This window comes from Deltaproteobacteria bacterium CG11_big_fil_rev_8_21_14_0_20_49_13 (assembly GCA_002796305.1).
GTDB lineage: Bacteria > UBA10199 > UBA10199.
This window is the reverse complement of the sequence record PCWZ01000023.1, coordinates 1-14875: the sequence shown is the minus strand read 5'-3', so window position 1 is coordinate 14875 and position 14875 is coordinate 1. Positions and strand designations below refer to the sequence as shown.

The 14875-nt window shown below is 49.8% G+C and carries 16 protein-coding genes; 9 read left to right on the top strand and 7 right to left on the bottom strand.

What is annotated here, in order from left to right:
• Both COV46_01965 and thrC read left to right on the top strand, forming a co-directional pair.
• Positions 1-85 (top strand): hypothetical protein (locus COV46_01965; GenBank protein ID PIR17978.1); only part of this gene is annotated, 85 nt, incomplete at its 5' end.
• 62 nt (positions 86-147) lie between these two features.
• Positions 148-1395 carry a threonine synthase gene (thrC, locus tag COV46_01960; GenBank protein ID PIR17977.1) on the top strand — a complete coding sequence of 416 codons (1248 nt, stop codon included), beginning with the start codon at positions 148-150 and terminating at the stop codon, positions 1393-1395.
• Between the two features lie 41 nt (positions 1396-1436).
• Here thrC and cysK read toward each other — a convergent pair whose 3' ends face one another.
• Positions 1437-2360 carry a cysteine synthase A gene (gene cysK / locus COV46_01955; GenBank protein PIR17976.1) on the bottom strand — a complete coding sequence of 308 codons (924 nt, stop codon included), beginning with the start codon at positions 2358-2360 and terminating at the stop codon, positions 1437-1439.
• Positions 2357-3178 carry a 3-keto-5-aminohexanoate cleavage protein gene (locus tag COV46_01950; protein ID PIR17981.1) on the bottom strand — a complete coding sequence of 274 codons (822 nt, stop codon included), beginning with the start codon at positions 3176-3178 and terminating at the stop codon, positions 2357-2359. The genes cysK and COV46_01950 overlap by 4 nt, the downstream gene beginning before the upstream one ends.
• 169 nt (positions 3179-3347) lie before the next feature.
• Between COV46_01950 and mtnP the strand changes: the two genes are divergently transcribed.
• The 5 genes from mtnP to COV46_01925 all read left to right on the top strand — a co-directional run bounded on the left by mtnP (position 3348) and on the right by COV46_01925 (position 7216).
• Entirely contained in the window at positions 3348-4205 is an 858-nt protein-coding gene (gene mtnP / locus COV46_01945) for an S-methyl-5'-thioadenosine phosphorylase (protein PIR17975.1), read from the top strand.
• An 83-nt stretch (positions 4206-4288) separates the two neighbouring features.
• The gene (locus tag COV46_01940; GenBank protein PIR17974.1) at positions 4289-5197 is read left to right on the top strand and encodes a sugar kinase; all 909 of its coding nucleotides are present in this window, start codon (positions 4289-4291) and stop codon (positions 5195-5197) included.
• Positions 5194-5625, top strand: a complete 432-nt coding sequence (locus COV46_01935) for a hypothetical protein (GenBank protein PIR17973.1) — start codon at positions 5194-5196, stop codon at positions 5623-5625. The genes COV46_01940 and COV46_01935 overlap by 4 nt, the downstream gene beginning before the upstream one ends.
• Before the next feature lie 4 nt (positions 5626-5629).
• Complete coding sequence (recO, locus tag COV46_01930; protein PIR17972.1) at positions 5630-6355, top strand: DNA repair protein RecO; 726 nt, start codon at positions 5630-5632, stop codon at positions 6353-6355.
• A 3-nt stretch (positions 6356-6358) separates the two neighbouring features.
• Positions 6359-7216: a hypothetical protein gene (locus tag COV46_01925; GenBank protein ID PIR17971.1), complete on the top strand. Its 858-nt coding sequence runs from the start codon at positions 6359-6361 to the stop codon at positions 7214-7216.
• A 1-nt stretch (position 7217) separates the two neighbouring features.
• Here COV46_01925 and COV46_01920 read toward each other — a convergent pair whose 3' ends face one another.
• The 5 genes from COV46_01920 to COV46_01900 all read right to left on the bottom strand — a co-directional run bounded on the left by COV46_01920 (position 7218) and on the right by COV46_01900 (position 12584).
• On the bottom strand, positions 7218-8699 hold the full coding sequence (locus COV46_01920; GenBank protein ID PIR17970.1) for a glycine dehydrogenase (aminomethyl-transferring): 1482 nt from the start codon (positions 8697-8699) through the stop codon (positions 7218-7220).
• Positions 8700-8734: 35 nt separating this feature from the next.
• A complete protein-coding gene (locus COV46_01915) occupies positions 8735-10078 on the bottom strand; it encodes an aminomethyl-transferring glycine dehydrogenase (protein PIR17980.1) in 1344 nt (447 codons plus the stop codon).
• 45 nt (positions 10079-10123) lie between these two features.
• Positions 10124-10513 carry a glycine cleavage system protein H gene (gene gcvH, locus COV46_01910; protein ID PIR17969.1) on the bottom strand — a complete coding sequence of 130 codons (390 nt, stop codon included), beginning with the start codon at positions 10511-10513 and terminating at the stop codon, positions 10124-10126.
• 88 nt (positions 10514-10601) lie between these two features.
• A complete protein-coding gene (gene gcvT / locus COV46_01905; GenBank protein PIR17968.1) occupies positions 10602-11708 on the bottom strand; it encodes a glycine cleavage system protein T in 1107 nt (368 codons plus the stop codon).
• Between the two features lie 6 nt (positions 11709-11714).
• On the bottom strand, positions 11715-12584 hold the full coding sequence (locus COV46_01900) for a bifunctional methylenetetrahydrofolate dehydrogenase/methenyltetrahydrofolate cyclohydrolase FolD (GenBank protein ID PIR17967.1): 870 nt from the start codon (positions 12582-12584) through the stop codon (positions 11715-11717).
• A 138-nt stretch (positions 12585-12722) separates the two neighbouring features.
• Between COV46_01900 and COV46_01895 the strand changes: the two genes are divergently transcribed.
• Together COV46_01895 and COV46_01890 are read left to right on the top strand one after the other, a co-directional pair.
• Positions 12723-14057, top strand: coding sequence for a hypothetical protein (locus COV46_01895; GenBank protein PIR17966.1), 1335 nt, complete (start codon positions 12723-12725; stop codon positions 14055-14057).
• Between the two features lie 168 nt (positions 14058-14225).
• Positions 14226-14492, top strand: a complete 267-nt coding sequence (locus COV46_01890; GenBank protein ID PIR17965.1) for a hypothetical protein — start codon at positions 14226-14228, stop codon at positions 14490-14492.
• Positions 14493-14875: the final 383 nt, after the last annotated feature.

Sequence of the window (14875 nt, the reverse complement as noted above, 5' to 3'; positions counted from 1 at the left end):
CGTTGACAATGACAAATGCGTCGGTTGCGGCCTTTGCAGACTTGTATGCCCGGTTGACGCGTGTATTGATATAGTGAAAAAATAATTATTCTTCGAGCGAACGAAGTGAGTCGAGAAGTTCTCGACTTTGCCCGAACTGTAAAATATATGAACTATTATTTTAGATGTATAGATTGCGGCAAGGAATACGACGGCAATGAGCTTGAATATGTCTGTCCTAAGTGTTCATCGGCGCAAAAAAGAATGGAACCCACAAAGGGTGTCCTAGAGGTCCTTTTTGATTACAAGAAATTAAGGAAGCCGGTGCTTCCTCTCAAGGATCTTTCTCTCCTACCGCCTTTAAAGGTCGGTCCTACGCCTTTATACAAAGACACAAGGCTTGCCGAAGGTCTGGGTTTTAAGAATCTTTACATAAAGGACGATACGGGGCTTCCAACGGGCTCATACAAGGACCGCGCTTCATCCTTTGTTGTAGCCAAGGCCCGCGAGTTAAGAAAGAACGTCATCGTCTGCGCTTCCACAGGCAATGCGGCTACGGCGCTTTCTGGGATGTGCGCGAGCGTTGGACTTAACTGTGTGATATTCGTCCCTTCGTCAGCCCCTGCGGCAAAGCTGACGCAGATAGCCATTTACGGGGCCAATCTAATTCCCATAAAAGGGACCTATGATGACGCATTTGAACTTTCTCTTGCGGCTACGAGGGAGTTCGGCTGGTACAACAGGAACACCGCCTACAACCCATTTACGATAGAAGGGAAGAAGAGCGCGGCTCTTGAGATATTCGATCAGTTGGGTAGCAAGGCGCCAGACAAGGTCTTCATACCAACGGGCGACGGTGTTATTCTTGCCGGCATATATAAAGGTTTCAAGGACCTTAAGGAGATAGGGCTGATAGATAAGATACCGCAGTTAATAGCTGTTCAGGCCGAGGGGAGCGCTGTGATAACGGGATTTTACAACTCACTCATCCTGAGCTTGTCGAAGGATGGAGGGGCGGTCGCTCATGGTTCGTCGTTCGACAGGCTCACGATGAGCTCGCCACGGGCGGATTGTCATACGATCGCCGACTCCATCTGCGTATCTGCGCCGAGGAATGCAAGCTGGGCAGTAAAGATATTGAAGGAGACTAAAGGAAGGTGCGTTACGGTGACGGATGACGAGATACTCTCTGCCATGAAGCGCCTGGGTTCCCTGACCGGCATATTTGCCGAGCCTGCCGCGGCGGCCTCTGCCGCCGGTTTCTTTAAGATAGCCGAAGAACTCGACCCGAAAGAGAGGATAGTCCTTCTTATAACGGGGAACGGCCTCAAAGATATCCCCGCGGCCCAACAGACGATAAGAACGATATCGCCTATAGAGCCCGACATCAAAGAGCTAAGAAAAATTTTTAAGTGAAAAAAGAGGCCCTCTAACTTACCCGGATGTTGCTTTCTGATCTATTCCTGAAACAGCCACGTCGAAAGATACCGTTCCCCTGTATCGGGTAAAATAACGACTATCATCTTTCCCTTGTTCTCGGGGCGCTTTGCGACTTCAAGTGCTGCCCACGCTGCGGCACCGCTTGAGATGCCGACAAGAACGCCTTCTTCTTTGGCCAGACGTCGCGCTGTTGTTCCCGCATCATCGTTTGTTACTTGAACTATCTCATCTATGACCTTTGTGTTTAGTATTTCGGGAACGAAGCCGGCGCCTATTCCCTGGATCTTGTGCGGCCCGGATTTTCCTCCGGAGAGGACCGGCGAATCTTTTGGCTCGACGGCTATTATCTTAACGGAAGGCTTGCGGGCCCTTAGAACTTCGCCGACGCCGGTTATAGTTCCCCCCGTGCCGACTCCGGAAATGAAGATGTCTATCTTGCCGTCCGTGTCTTTCCATATCTCTTCCGCCGTGGTCTTTCTGTGCACCTCGGGGTTGGCCGGATTTTTGAACTGCTGGGGCATGAACGAGTTTTTGTTCTCAGCGACAAGCTCTTCGGCCTTTTTAATGGAGCCTTTCATCCCTTCGGCGCCAGGTGTTAAGACCAGCTCCGCTCCGAATATCTTAAGCAGTTGTCTTCGTTCCACGCTCATGGTGTCCGGCATTGTGAGGATCAACTTGTAGCCCTTTGCGGCGCAGACATAAGCAAGACCAATGCCGGTGTTGCCGCTTGTAGGCTCGATAACAACCGTATCTTTTTTAATGAGCCCTTTTTTTTCGGCATCTTCTATCATGGAAACGGCTATTCTGTCCTTGACGCTGGAAAGGGGATTGGACGATTCCATCTTTGCTATGACGTCGCCCGCACAGCCCTTCGTAACTTTAGCGAGCTTTAAAAGCGGCGTGTTCCCGGTGAGCATGGTTATGTCGTTGGCTATTTTCATTTTATCTCCAATATTTTTTTTGCCTCGGCAGGCGTTGCTATTTCTCGGCCGACCTCTTTTGCGATACGTGCTATACGTTCTACTAGTTGAGCGTTGCTCTTTGCAAGCTTACCCTTATGATAGTAGATATTATCTTCAAAGCCAACCCTTAAATGTCCGCCCATGACGACGGCCATAACGGAGAGCGGAGTTTCATAGCGACCGACGCCGGCAACCGCCCATGTGTCCTGCGGCCTTATTAGGCGTGTCATGTGGGTAAGGTTATAAGCTTCGCCAGAAAGACCGCCGGGGACGCCAAGCACGAACTGATAGTGAATTGGGTCTTTTAGAAGCCCATTTTTGTGGAGCTTTTGCGCAAGTTCGATGTCGCCTGCGTCATAGACTTCTATTTCCGGGATCACTCCCAGATCCTTCATATGTTTTGCAAGTTTTTCGACATCTTTTGGGTGATTCAGGAAGATGTCGTCACCAAAGTTCATGGAGTTGATATTTAAAGATGCCATCTCCGGTTTTAAATGGATTATCGGCGCTATTCTTTTATCCATTGCCTCTCCTACCGCGCCGCCCGTTGATATCTGAATGATAGGTTTTGGATCGCAGGCCTTTCTTATGGCATCGATAGATGCCCTGAAGTCCTCAAGCGCCTGAGAGGGCTTTCCGTTCTTGTCCCTTACGTGAAGATGGATGACAGATGCCCCGGCATTGACGCATGCCGCCGCATCTTTTGCATGTTCCTCCGGTGTAATGGGGAGGTTCGGGTTCATCTCTTTAGTCGTCTCCGCGCCGGTTACGGCGACCGTGATTATCAGCTTTTCCATGGGCTTTTTATAGCCGATGGCGCGGTGGAGGTAAATAAAATAAGTGTCCGACACTTTTGCTACCGCCAAAAAAACGTGGCGGGGCAAAAGATAGTCGGACACTTACGATAGGAACACTTACGATGGGCTTGCATTTGGGGGTGGATGATGTTAGGAAAAGCCACACTTTATGAAAGATAATATCATAGGAATTATAGGCGGAAGCGGGCTCTACGCCATGCAAGGCTTTGAGATTATTGAGGAAAAAAAGGTCTCCACCCCTTTTGGCGAACCCAGTGACAAGGTAGTACTCGGGACCCTTTCAGGCATAAAAGTGGCATTTTTACCAAGACACGGGGTCGGCCACAGAATTCCGCCGGGTAAGATCAATTATCGGGCCAATATCTGTGCCATGAAGAGGCTCGGTGTTAACTCACTCATCTCCGTGAGCGCCGTGGGAAGCCTTAAGGAAGAGATCAAACCGGGGCACCTTGTCATCGTAGATCAATTCATCGACCGCACAAAGTTCAGGGCTCAGACCTTCTTTGAGGATGTGGTTGCGCACGTTGCATTCGCTAAACCGGTCTGCGCAAACCTTGCGTCATCTCTTTACGATGCGGCGAAATCTCTGGGCATCACGGTCCACGCAAAGGGGACATATGTCTGCATGGAAGGGCCGGCGTTTTCGACTCGTGCCGAATCTCTCCTTCACAAGGCGTGGGGCGCGGACCTTATCGGCATGACGAACATGCCCGAGGCAAAGCTCGCGCGCGAGGCCGAAATATGTTATTCCACGATAGCGCTCTCTACGGATTACGATGCATGGAAAGACGAAGACCACGTCGACGTGGTCGCGGTGCTTGAGATAATAAGAGCGAATGTTGCCAATGCGCAGGCGGTCATCAAGGCGGCGCTTCCAAAGATAGCTGAAGATAGGAACTGTGCATGCGCCTCTGCCTTAAAAGGCGCGATAATGACCGACCCGAAATTGATACCAAAAGATGTGAAGAAGAAATTGGAACCGATAGCGGGAAGGTATCTTAAATGAGGTCATTGCGAGGAGCCACAAGCGACGAAGCAATCCAGTGCGCTAGATTGCTTCGCCCTTCAGACTCGCAATGACATGTTTCTATGTCAATATTAGTCGTCGGTTCTGTTGCATATGATGATCTTGAAACGCCTGCCGGAGTACGTGAGCGGGCGCTTGGTGGCGCCGCAACGCATTTTGCCACAGCGGCAAGTTTTTTCACAGACATCAAGCTTGTCGGCGTAGTAGGGAACGATTTTAATGATGAACATATCGACTTTTTGAAGAGCCGCAAGATCTGCCTTAAGGGCCTTGAGGTCAATGCGAATGGAAAGACGTTCTACTGGAAGGGGAAGTATGGCAAGTCCTTGAACGAAGCGCAGAACCTTGTGACCGATCTCGGCGTCTTCGCAGATTTTAAACCAAAACTTCCGGATGAATATAAACACTGTGATTACGTTTTTCTCGCCTGCATCCATCCGGAACTACAGCTGGATGTCCTTGATCAGGTAAAAGGATCGAAACTGATAGCCTGCGATACGCGCGAGATATGGCTCAATAATAAACTTGAAGATGTAAAGAAAGTGGTCGCCAGAACGGACCTTCTTATCATCAATGATGAGGAGGCGAGACTCTTATCGGGCGAACATAATCTTGTGATCGCCGCAGAAGCCATACGCAGGATGGGGCCCAAGACGCTCGTAATAAAGAGGGGCGAGCACGGGGCCATGCTCTTTACGGATGATACCATGTTCTATGTCCCAGCAATGCCGCTCCGCTTGGTGAAAGACCCGACCGGCGCAGGCGATACCTTTGCCGGGGGATTTCTTGGATATCTTGCAAAGGCGGAACAGGTGAACGATTCGACTCTCAGACAGGCGATGGTGTCGGGTTCCGCTATGGCGTCATTTAATGTTGAAGATTTCAGCCTGGACAGGCTCCGCACATTGACATGGAACGAGATACAAGAGAGGATGCACGAGTTCAAAATCCTCTCCCATTTTGAACTATGAACATAGGCGAATATTTAAAGAGCGAACGTGAATCGCGCGGCATCGAGCTTCAGCAGATAGCCGACATCACAAAGATATCCATCCGCCACTTGAAGGCCATGGAAGAGGGTAAGCTCGACGTCCTGCCGAGCCGCGTCTTTGTGAAGGGCTTTATAAAGGCATATTCCAAGAGCATCGGGCTGGAGCCGACAGACGTTCTCTGTAAATATGAAGAGTCGCTTCGTGGCGCCGCGCCTCAAGAGAGGGAGGCGTTCAAGCCGAAGATCTACACGCCGCCCCCGATGCAAAAAGCAAAGGCCAAAGAGAAAGAAAAGAAGCCGCGCAAAACTATTGAGCTACCAAAGATCCATTTAAGCGGCAGAACCGCATTTTTCATCATTGCCGCGACCGTCATTGTTCTTTCGATCATCTTTTCGCTGAAACAATAGTATTATGGAACAAAAGAGCAAGGCACTTATCCTTAAGGTGAGCGATTTCGCCGAGGCGGACCGGCTTGTGACCTTCTTTACCGAAAACCACGGAAAGGTCAAAGGCGTCGCCAAGCATGCGAAGAGATCCAAAAAACGTTTTGGAGGCGGCGTTGAACCGGGGAGCCTTGGGAAGATCTCTTATGTCGAAAAGAACGGCGCCGAACTTGTAAGGATAGACGAGTTCATAGTGGATTCGCCCGTATGGAAGCTGACATCCAGCCTTGAAAAGATATCGGCGCTCAATATCACACTTGAGCTCGCGGACCGAATGCTTCCGCCGGGCCACGCCTCAAGAGAGCGGTTCGCGCTCATTGGCAGATGGATAGATTTTTTAGGCTCTAACGAGCCCCTTTTATCGCACAAACACGCCTTCTTCTATAAATGGCTCCTCGCCTGCGGGCTTGAGCCTGTGTTTGACAGGTGTTCGGTTTGCGGAAATGCCGTTTCGGCAGCCGGTAACCGCATCCAGAGCTCCCACGGTGGCGTTGTTTGCGCCTCTTGCTATAGACCTCTGCCGGGTGATATAATGGTCTCGACCGAAACGCTTAAATATCTTCAGGCGTTCAAGCTGGGCAGATTGTTCGAGGGCGCCGATAAGGACGCCGACAGGATATTTGAGATGCTTTTGATCCATGCGGTCGGAAGGGACATTAAGTCTTTTGATATTGCAAGGAGGATGGAACTGTAAAAAATGGACTCTTTTTCAAAACAGTTCAAGATAGCGCTCGGGATATCTATCCTTTTGCACATCCTTATCGTGATCTTCTTTCAGTACGCGCAGAACATCTTGAACCTTTCCAAGGACGAGGCTACTCCCATTGAGGTCTTCCTGAAACAACCGGACGGCGGCTGGAAGCTGGCCGATATTCCCGAGCCAAAGGTTCAGCAAAAACCCGACAAGTCAAAGTTCTTAGGTATGTATAACCAAAAAGTGCCTCAGGAGACCGTTGCAAAGAACCAGCCCCTCGTCAGAGGTGAAGGTCTGGGGAAGAAGGAAGAGGGGAAGGGAAAGAAGAAAGATGGGGGAGAGAAGCAAGAGACAAGAAGCAAGAGGCAGGAAACAGCGAAGAAGGATTCGGATATCTATGCGATGAAGAAGCCTTACAAGAAAAAGGCCAAGAAAGAACTTAATGAACTTTCATCCGGAGCGCCGATAGGAAGTCAGGCGCAGATGCCGGAAGATTATTATCCCGATTACAAATACGGCGATCATACTTACATAAATGTCCTAAGATATCCGGAGATCGAATATTTCGTGAGGCTCAAGAGGATATTCAAGATGACATGGAACCCTGTTTCGGCGCTTAGAGCCGATATGCAGGGGATGTCGGTATCTAGAGGACAGGTGTCCGTAGTGCTCGCGGTGAGCGTCGATAAAAACGGAGGACTCTCCGAGCTCTTTGTGCTTAGAAGCTCCGGCCTGCCCCATTACGATAGCGAAGCCATTAGGGCAGTGAGGTCATCATCGCCATTCTCGGCCCCACCTTCAAAGTTCGTTGAAAAGGACGGAATGCTTCATATGAGCTGGACGTTCGTCGTCTATATATAATCTACGATTCGCAGCGCTCGCCGCACTTGCGGGCCACCTTCAGGCGCGGGTCCTTGACGGCTCTAGCCTCATCAAGTCTTTTGCGGAAAGTGGTCTTTGGGGCGCTCTTTACAAGGTCGGGATTTGTCCTGCACTCTTCCGCTATCTTTATCATGGCATCGCAGAAGGCGTCGCAGGCGGCCTTGTTCTCCGTCTCTGTTGGTTCTATCATGATAGCGCCATGGACGATTAACGGGAAATAGATGGTCGGCGGATGCTGGCCGTAGTCCATGAGCCTCTTTGCAATATCGAGCGTTTTTACATCATGCTCGTTCTGGAACTTGTCCGAAAAGACGCATTCGTGGAGCGAAGGGGTGCAATAGGGAACGTAATAATCCTGTGAGAGCCTTGCCTTGATATAAGCCGCGTTAAGCACCGCAAGTTCTGTGGCTCGTTTGAGTCCGTCTGGGCCCATCTCTCTTATATAGGTATATCCGCGAACAAGCACGGAAAAGTTGCCGTAGAACGCCTTTACGCGGCCGATGCTTCTGTCATTCCCGCGCAAGCGGGAATCCGGTGAATTCGGGAGATCCCCACTTTTGTGGGGATGACAGACTGGATTAGGAAGGAACGGGACCAACATCTTCTTAACTCCTATCGGGCCGGAACCAGGACCGCCGCCGCCGTGCGGAGTTGCAAATGTCTTGTGCAGGTTGAAATGCATCACATCTACGCCAAAGTCCCCGGGGCGTGAAATTCCCATGAGCGCATTAAGATTAGCGCCGTCCATATAAACAAGCCCGCCCTTGGCGTGAACTATATCTGCAATTTCCTTAATGTGAGTTTCGAATATCCCAAGTGTGTTGGGGTTAGTTATCATTATCGCCGCAACGTCTTCATCCATTACCTTGGCAACCGCTTCGGGCGTTAAAAGCCCCTCTTCGTTCGATTTTGCTTCGACGACAGAATATCCGCATATGGCAACGCTTGCCGGGTTGGTGCCGTGGGCACTGTCGGGGATTATCACCTTCTTGCGCAGATCGTCTTTGGATTCATGATAGGCCCTCACGCAAAGGATGCCGGTCATTTCTCCGTGGGCGCCTGCACAGGGCTGAAGGGTGACGGCGTCGAGTCCCGAGATCTCTGCCAGATAACTTTCAAGTTCTTTGATGAGCTTTATATTCCCTTCAACCGTTTCAACCGGCTGATAAGGATGAGTATTTGCAAATCCTTCAAAGGTGGGCGTTAGGTCGGCCACCTTTGGATTGTATTTCATCGTGCAGGAGCCAAGAGGGTAAAATCCTGCGTCCTTGTTGTAGTTGTATGTTGAAAGCCTGACAAAGTGGCGGACAACATCTGCTTCTGAAAGTTCTGGAAGGGCCGCGCTTTCTTTTCTGAGGATACCTTTGGGGACCTCTGCAATCGGGACGTCGGATGGTGGGAGAGAGTAGCCCGTCCTTCCCTTTACGCTCTGCTCGAACAATGTAGATTCTTCTAGTAGCATATTTTCCTCCCCCCTCGACAATGCCCGGGGCATGCTTACAAAAGAGGGGAGAGCTCTTTTGCCAGCGTATCTATCTCTTCCTTGCTGTTAAGTTCGGTCACGCAGACCAATAGCTCGTTCTTATATTGCGGATACCATTTGCTTAGAGGGACCCCCGCAAATATATTCTTCTTCGCCAGCGCGTGGGTTGCCTCTTCAGCCGGTCTTTTGAGTGTCACCACAAATTCATTGAACGTCGGCCCGCTAAAACGCATCACGCATGACGCACCACGCATGACGGATTTTGCATATTCTGCCTTATTGAAGTTCAGCTCCGCGAGCTTCTTAAGCCCTTCTTTCCCGAGCATCGCAAGATAAACGGCGGCCGTTGTTGCGCAAAGGGCCTCATTAGAGCAGATATTGGAGGTTGCCTTCTCGCGCCTTATATGTTGCTCGCGCGTTGCAAATGTAAGCACATATCCGCGCTTGCCGTCGGTATCGACCGTTTCGCCGACGATGCGTCCCGGCATCGAGCGGAGATATTTATCCTTTGCCGCGAAAATTCCAAGATATGGGCCGCCAAAATTAAGACCGCAGCCAAAGCTCTGTCCTTCGGCACATACTATATCGGCGCCAAGTTTCCCGGGGGCTTCAATGAGCCCCATGCTTATGGGTTCCGGTGTGCTGGTTATAAAAAGGCCGCCGGATGAATGGGCGATATCGGCAAGTTCCGGAAGGGAGTCAACAACGCCGAAGAAGTTGGGGTATCCCGCAATGAACCCGGCCGCTTCTTTATTGCAGGCGGCTTTGAGAAATTCCCTGTCAATGGTGCCGGATTCTGTGTGTGGTACCAGCACGATCTCGGTGCCCGATGGCCTTAAAAGGGTCGTTATTACCTCGCGGTATTCGGGGTGAACTGTGTCTGCAACGAGTATCTTTTTTCTCTTGGTCAACTTTGTTGCAAGAAGAGCGGCCTCTGCCGTTGATGTCGATCCGTCGTAGTGTGAGGCGTTCGTCACATCCATTTCAAATATGCGGCATATCATCGTCTGATATTCGAATATCGTTTGAAGGGTTCCCTGGCTTATCTCCGGCTGATAAGGCGTGTATGGTGTTACGAACTCGCTCCTGGAGACGACCGCCTTTACAGCCGCCGGGACGTAGTGCCTGTAGGCGCCGGCTCCGAGGAACGACGAGGCAGAAGAGTTGTTCTTTTCCGAAAGCTCCTTTAAATGCGAGACCAGCTCCATCTCCGACATCGATCTAGGAAGGTTCAAAGGGCTCTTGAAGCGCAGATCCTTGGGAATGGAAGTAAAAAGGTCATCGACGTTTTTCGCGCCGACAACCTTTAGCATTTCAGTTATTTCGGATTCAGTGTGCGGGAGGTATCTCATTTTAATTTGTTCATCCTTCAACTGGCTCAGGATGAGCGGGCTTGATGATGCTTATGCCTTTTCTTCATTAACGAAAGCTTCGTAATCCTTTGCGCTTAAGAGATCGTCAAGTTCCGTTCTGTCCGAAAGCTCGATCTTGGCAATCCAACCCTCGTTGTGAGGTTCGGCGTTGATGATCTCGGGGTTCTCTTTTAAGGGGTCGTTCACTTCGATTATCTTCCCTGATATGGGGGCGTAGACGTCGGAGACCGACTTGACCGATTCGACAACTCCAAAGGCATCGCCCTTTGCCACCAATTCGCCCTCGTTGGGGAGTTCGACGTAGACCACATCTCCCATCTGCTCCTGAGCGTAGTCTGTGACCCCGACCGTGGCCAATTCGCCCTCTATTCGTACCCATTCGTGTTCCCTTGTGTATTTTATGTCATCGGGAAATTCCATAGTTGCCTCCACTGTGAGTCATTGCGAGGAGCGTATGCGACGAAGCAATCTCCTTCGGGGGATCGCTTCGCTTACGCTCGCAATGACGTTAACGTTTTTTATAGAACGGCGTATCAACGATTTCAGCTAATCTTTTGTTTCCTCTTATGTCAATAAGAATTTTAGAACCTATCTGTGAGACGGCGACGGGGACATAGCCAGTGCCTATCGCCTTTTGTAAAGAGGGGGACATTGTGCCGGAGCAGACGCGCCCTATTTCGTCATGCGTATTGCGTTGAGCGTCATGCGTAAAGATCTTGTAGCCCTCTCTCGGGATACCCTGATCAACCATTCTAAAACCTACGCATTTTCTTTTTGGGCCTTCTGCCTTTATCTTTTCGAAAATCTCCTTGCTCATGAAGTCGCCGGGCTTGTCCATCTTAACGACCCATGAAAGACCTGCCTCGAAGGGATTTGTCTCGTCATTTATTTCGTGTCCGTAGAGAGAATATCTCATCTCAAGGCGAAGGGTATCCCTTGCGCCGAGGCCTATCGGCTTTAGGCCCCTTGGCCTTCCTGTCTCTATGAGAGAGCTCCAGATGTCGCTTGCGTCCGAAGGGCCAGAGAAGATCTCAAAGCCGTCCTCTCCGGTATAACCCGTGCGGGCGACTATGCAGTTGGGTTTTCCGGCTACCTTTCCCGATGCAAAGTGAAAGAGCTTCAATGTGTCGAGGTTTATATCCGTTAACGGTCTAAGTATCTCGGCAGCCTTCGGCCCTTGTAGCGCGATGAGACCGAAGTTATCGCTCTTGTTCGTGACCGTAACGTTTCCCTTTTTGTGAGACATTACCCATGCCCAGTCCTTGTCTATGTTTGCGGCGTTGACGACAAGCATCAGATGCTGGGAGTTAAACCTGTAGACTATGACGTCATCGACAAGCCCACCCCTGTCGTTTGGGAGGAGTGAATAAACCGCCTGTCCGTCGGCGAGTTTTGAGGCGTCGTTGGTCGTGAGATATTGAACGCATTCAAGCGCATCGGGTCCTGAAAAATCGAACTCGCCCATGTGGCTTACGTCAAAGAGCCCGGCCGATGTCCTTACTGTGTTGTGCTCATCGATAACTCCGGAATAGAGGACCGGCATCTCCCATCCCCCGAACTCTACCATCTTTCCTTTTAGTTTGATGTGGTCGTTATATAGCGGTGTCCGTTTCATAGTTGATTACGTGTGATGGGTAATGGGTGATGAGAAAGATTTTCTCATCAACTCATAACTCATTACAGTATTTTTTAACAGCATTGCGATAGTCATCGGCCCCACGCCGCCGGGGACCGGTGTTATCCATGCCGCATTCTTTGAAGCTTCTTTAAAATCAACATCTCCCGTAAGTTTTCCGCCTTCGAGCCTGTTTATCCCCACATCTATCACCACGGCTCCTTTCTTTATCCAGGCGCCCTTTATAAAATCAGGCTTGCCGATCGCCGCCACCACGATGTCGGCGTTTCTCACAACACCGGGGAGGTCCTGCGTGCGGGAATGGCAGACCGTTACCGTTGCATGGCGCTCAAGAAGCATTACCGCCACGGGTTTGCCTACTATGTTACTCCTTCCAACGACCACCGCGTTCTTTCCCTTAATGTCGACACCTGTGGAGTCTATAAGGTCCATAACGCCCAGAGGGGTGCAGGGTCTTAGACCATTTTGCCCAGAAAGCAGTCTTCCAAGATTTACAGGATGAAAACCGTCAACATCTTTCGATGGGTCTATTGCATTCAATACTTTTTCGGAGTCTATCTGTTTTGGGAGGGGGAGTTGGACAAGGATGCCGTGCACGTTCTTGTCATTGTTTAGTTTTTCTATGAGCTTTAAAAGTTCTGCCTCGCTTGTGGTCTCGGGGAGCTTGTTATCCAGACTTTTGATCCCGACTTCATTGCAGGCCTTTATTTTGTTGCAGACGTAAACTTCGGAGGCGGGGTTTTCGCCTACGAGGACCACCGCAAGGCCGGGGGTCATCTTTTTCCGGGATATCTCTTCCTTTAATTTTGCCCTTATTTCTCCGGCCCTTGCCTTTCCGTCTATTAAATTTGCCATCGCGGCGCTAACCACTAGCCCCCATGAATAATATTGTCAAATATTTTAGGATTTTGTTAGTATGCCTCCACAATGGAACCGCCGGTCACGGAGCAGATAGAACAAAAAGCGTTATTTATTCAATATTCAGGATAAGCTATGCAACATGTTATAAGTCAAAATTTTTTAACTATTTGCTCCGCGACCGGTGGTTTTCCAACCGTTCCGGGCGTCTATATAATGAAGGGGGATGGGGGGGAGGTCCTTTATATAGGCAAGGCCAAGAACCTGCGAAAAAGGGTTCAAAGCTATTTCAAAAAGGAGGCCGTGGCCCGCCCCCAGATAAAGTTCCTTATGGAGCGCGTTGCCGATATCTCCTTCATAGAGACCAAGACCGAAAAAGAGGCCTTTTTGCTGGAACATAAGCTGATCCAGGAACATAAGCCCAAATATAACATCGAGCTTAAGGATAATAAGACCTTTGCACGTATTAAGCTCACCCTCTCTCACAAGTTCCCCGGAGTTTACATTACGAGAAGGATAAAGATGGATAAGGACAAATATTTCGGCCCATATGTCTCCGCAAAAGAATGCCGCGAGATGTTGGAAGAGCTCGTCAAGTTCTTCAGGATCAGGATATGTTCGGACCCATTCTTTGCGAACCGAAGCCGCCCGTGCATTCAATATGACATTGGAAGATGTACCGCCCCTTGCGTCGGGCTCGTTTCAAAGGAAAAGTATGCCGAGCAGGTCGTTGACGCCGAGCTTTTTTTAAAGGGTGAGAACAAGGACCTGATAGGGGCGCTGAAAAAGAAGATGGGTGCGGCGTCCGAGGTTCTTGATTTTGAAGAAGCGGCAAGGATCAGGGATATTGTTTCCGGCATCAGACGATCTCTTGAAAAACAGAGCGTCCTAACACCCGCAGGCGACGAGAAGATGCCTCGTCTTAACATCTATGAATCGATAGCTCTTAAACTTAAAAAGAAGCTTAAGCTCTCAAAGGATCCGTTGGTCATAGAGTGCGTCGATATCTCCAATATTCAAGGGAATGTGGCCAGCGGCTCCATTGTTGCCTTCGTTGAAGGCCGGCCCGAAAAGAAGAGATACCGCCTCTTCAATATCACGCGAGATGAAACTCCCAACGACTATGCAATGATGCATGAGGTCTTGGAGCGCAGGTTTGCGCACAAAGAGTGGGGCTATCCCGACCTCTTGCTTGTAGATGGAGGGAGGGGCCATTTATCGATGGCGTGCAAGGTGCTTGAGTCGATCGATGTCCAAGATGTGCCGGTCGCCGCTATCGCAAAGATCAAGAGCTCTCATAAAAGGTCGGGCGACTACGCCCGGATCTTTCTACCGAACAGGGTGAATCCGGTCAAATTCAAAAAGGGCGAATCGGCCCTACTATATATGATAAGAATTCGTGACGAGGCCCACAGGTTCGGGATATCCCACTACCGCCGCAGGCACTCCAAAAAACTGACGGAAATTTGACACTTCGTTAAAATTTTATCATTTTTAAAGTCCCTTTTTTATCCGACTGATACGTACTATTCTTTTAATCCATTGAAATTAAAGGTTTTTATAATCACTAATCACTAATCACGGATCACTGTAGTCTTGGCATGCAACTTGCTTAACCAATCAGTAGGAGGCAACAAGATGACAAGAAGAGACGAAGAACTGGAGATGCAGGAACTGGTGGTTGAGCATACACAGGACCCCGGTCTTGACGGCGTCAACACAAAGAACCCAACGGTCCTTTCATGCGGAGGGATCTTTATTCCACGCCCGAGACCGATGGGCAGGAACGATGAGTTATATAAGATCCTTAACACAACTAACAAAGAAGAGCCGACCAAGCTGGTGACCGGCTCCCTGACCTTTAATATTTTACAGGAGGTGCTCCACAAGGAGTCGATGAATTAAAAGGTTGCTAAACCGAAAATCCTGTGCGCCAACAGGTTTTCGGGTAATTCCTCTCTCGAACGCTGAAGGCCCCTGCTAAACCCAGGGGCTTCGGTGTTTTCGGGGGGCACCCGTCACGGAGCAAATATTTTATGGCACAATGTTGATTTGAGTGGGTCGTTTGCGGGCTGATTGAACGGCCGGTAACAGTAGGAAAGCGAGGTGTTAAAAAAGTGGAAATGGGGTCAGAAATGGGGTCACCTCTGAAAGTTATGGGCTTCGGTAATTCGCTATTGAGACTTTTCGATAACATTTATAGGCTCTTCGCGGATATGAGTGGGTCATTTGCGGGACATTTATGCTGAGTAGCTCATAACATTCTTGGGTAAGTAAAAAATGATGAA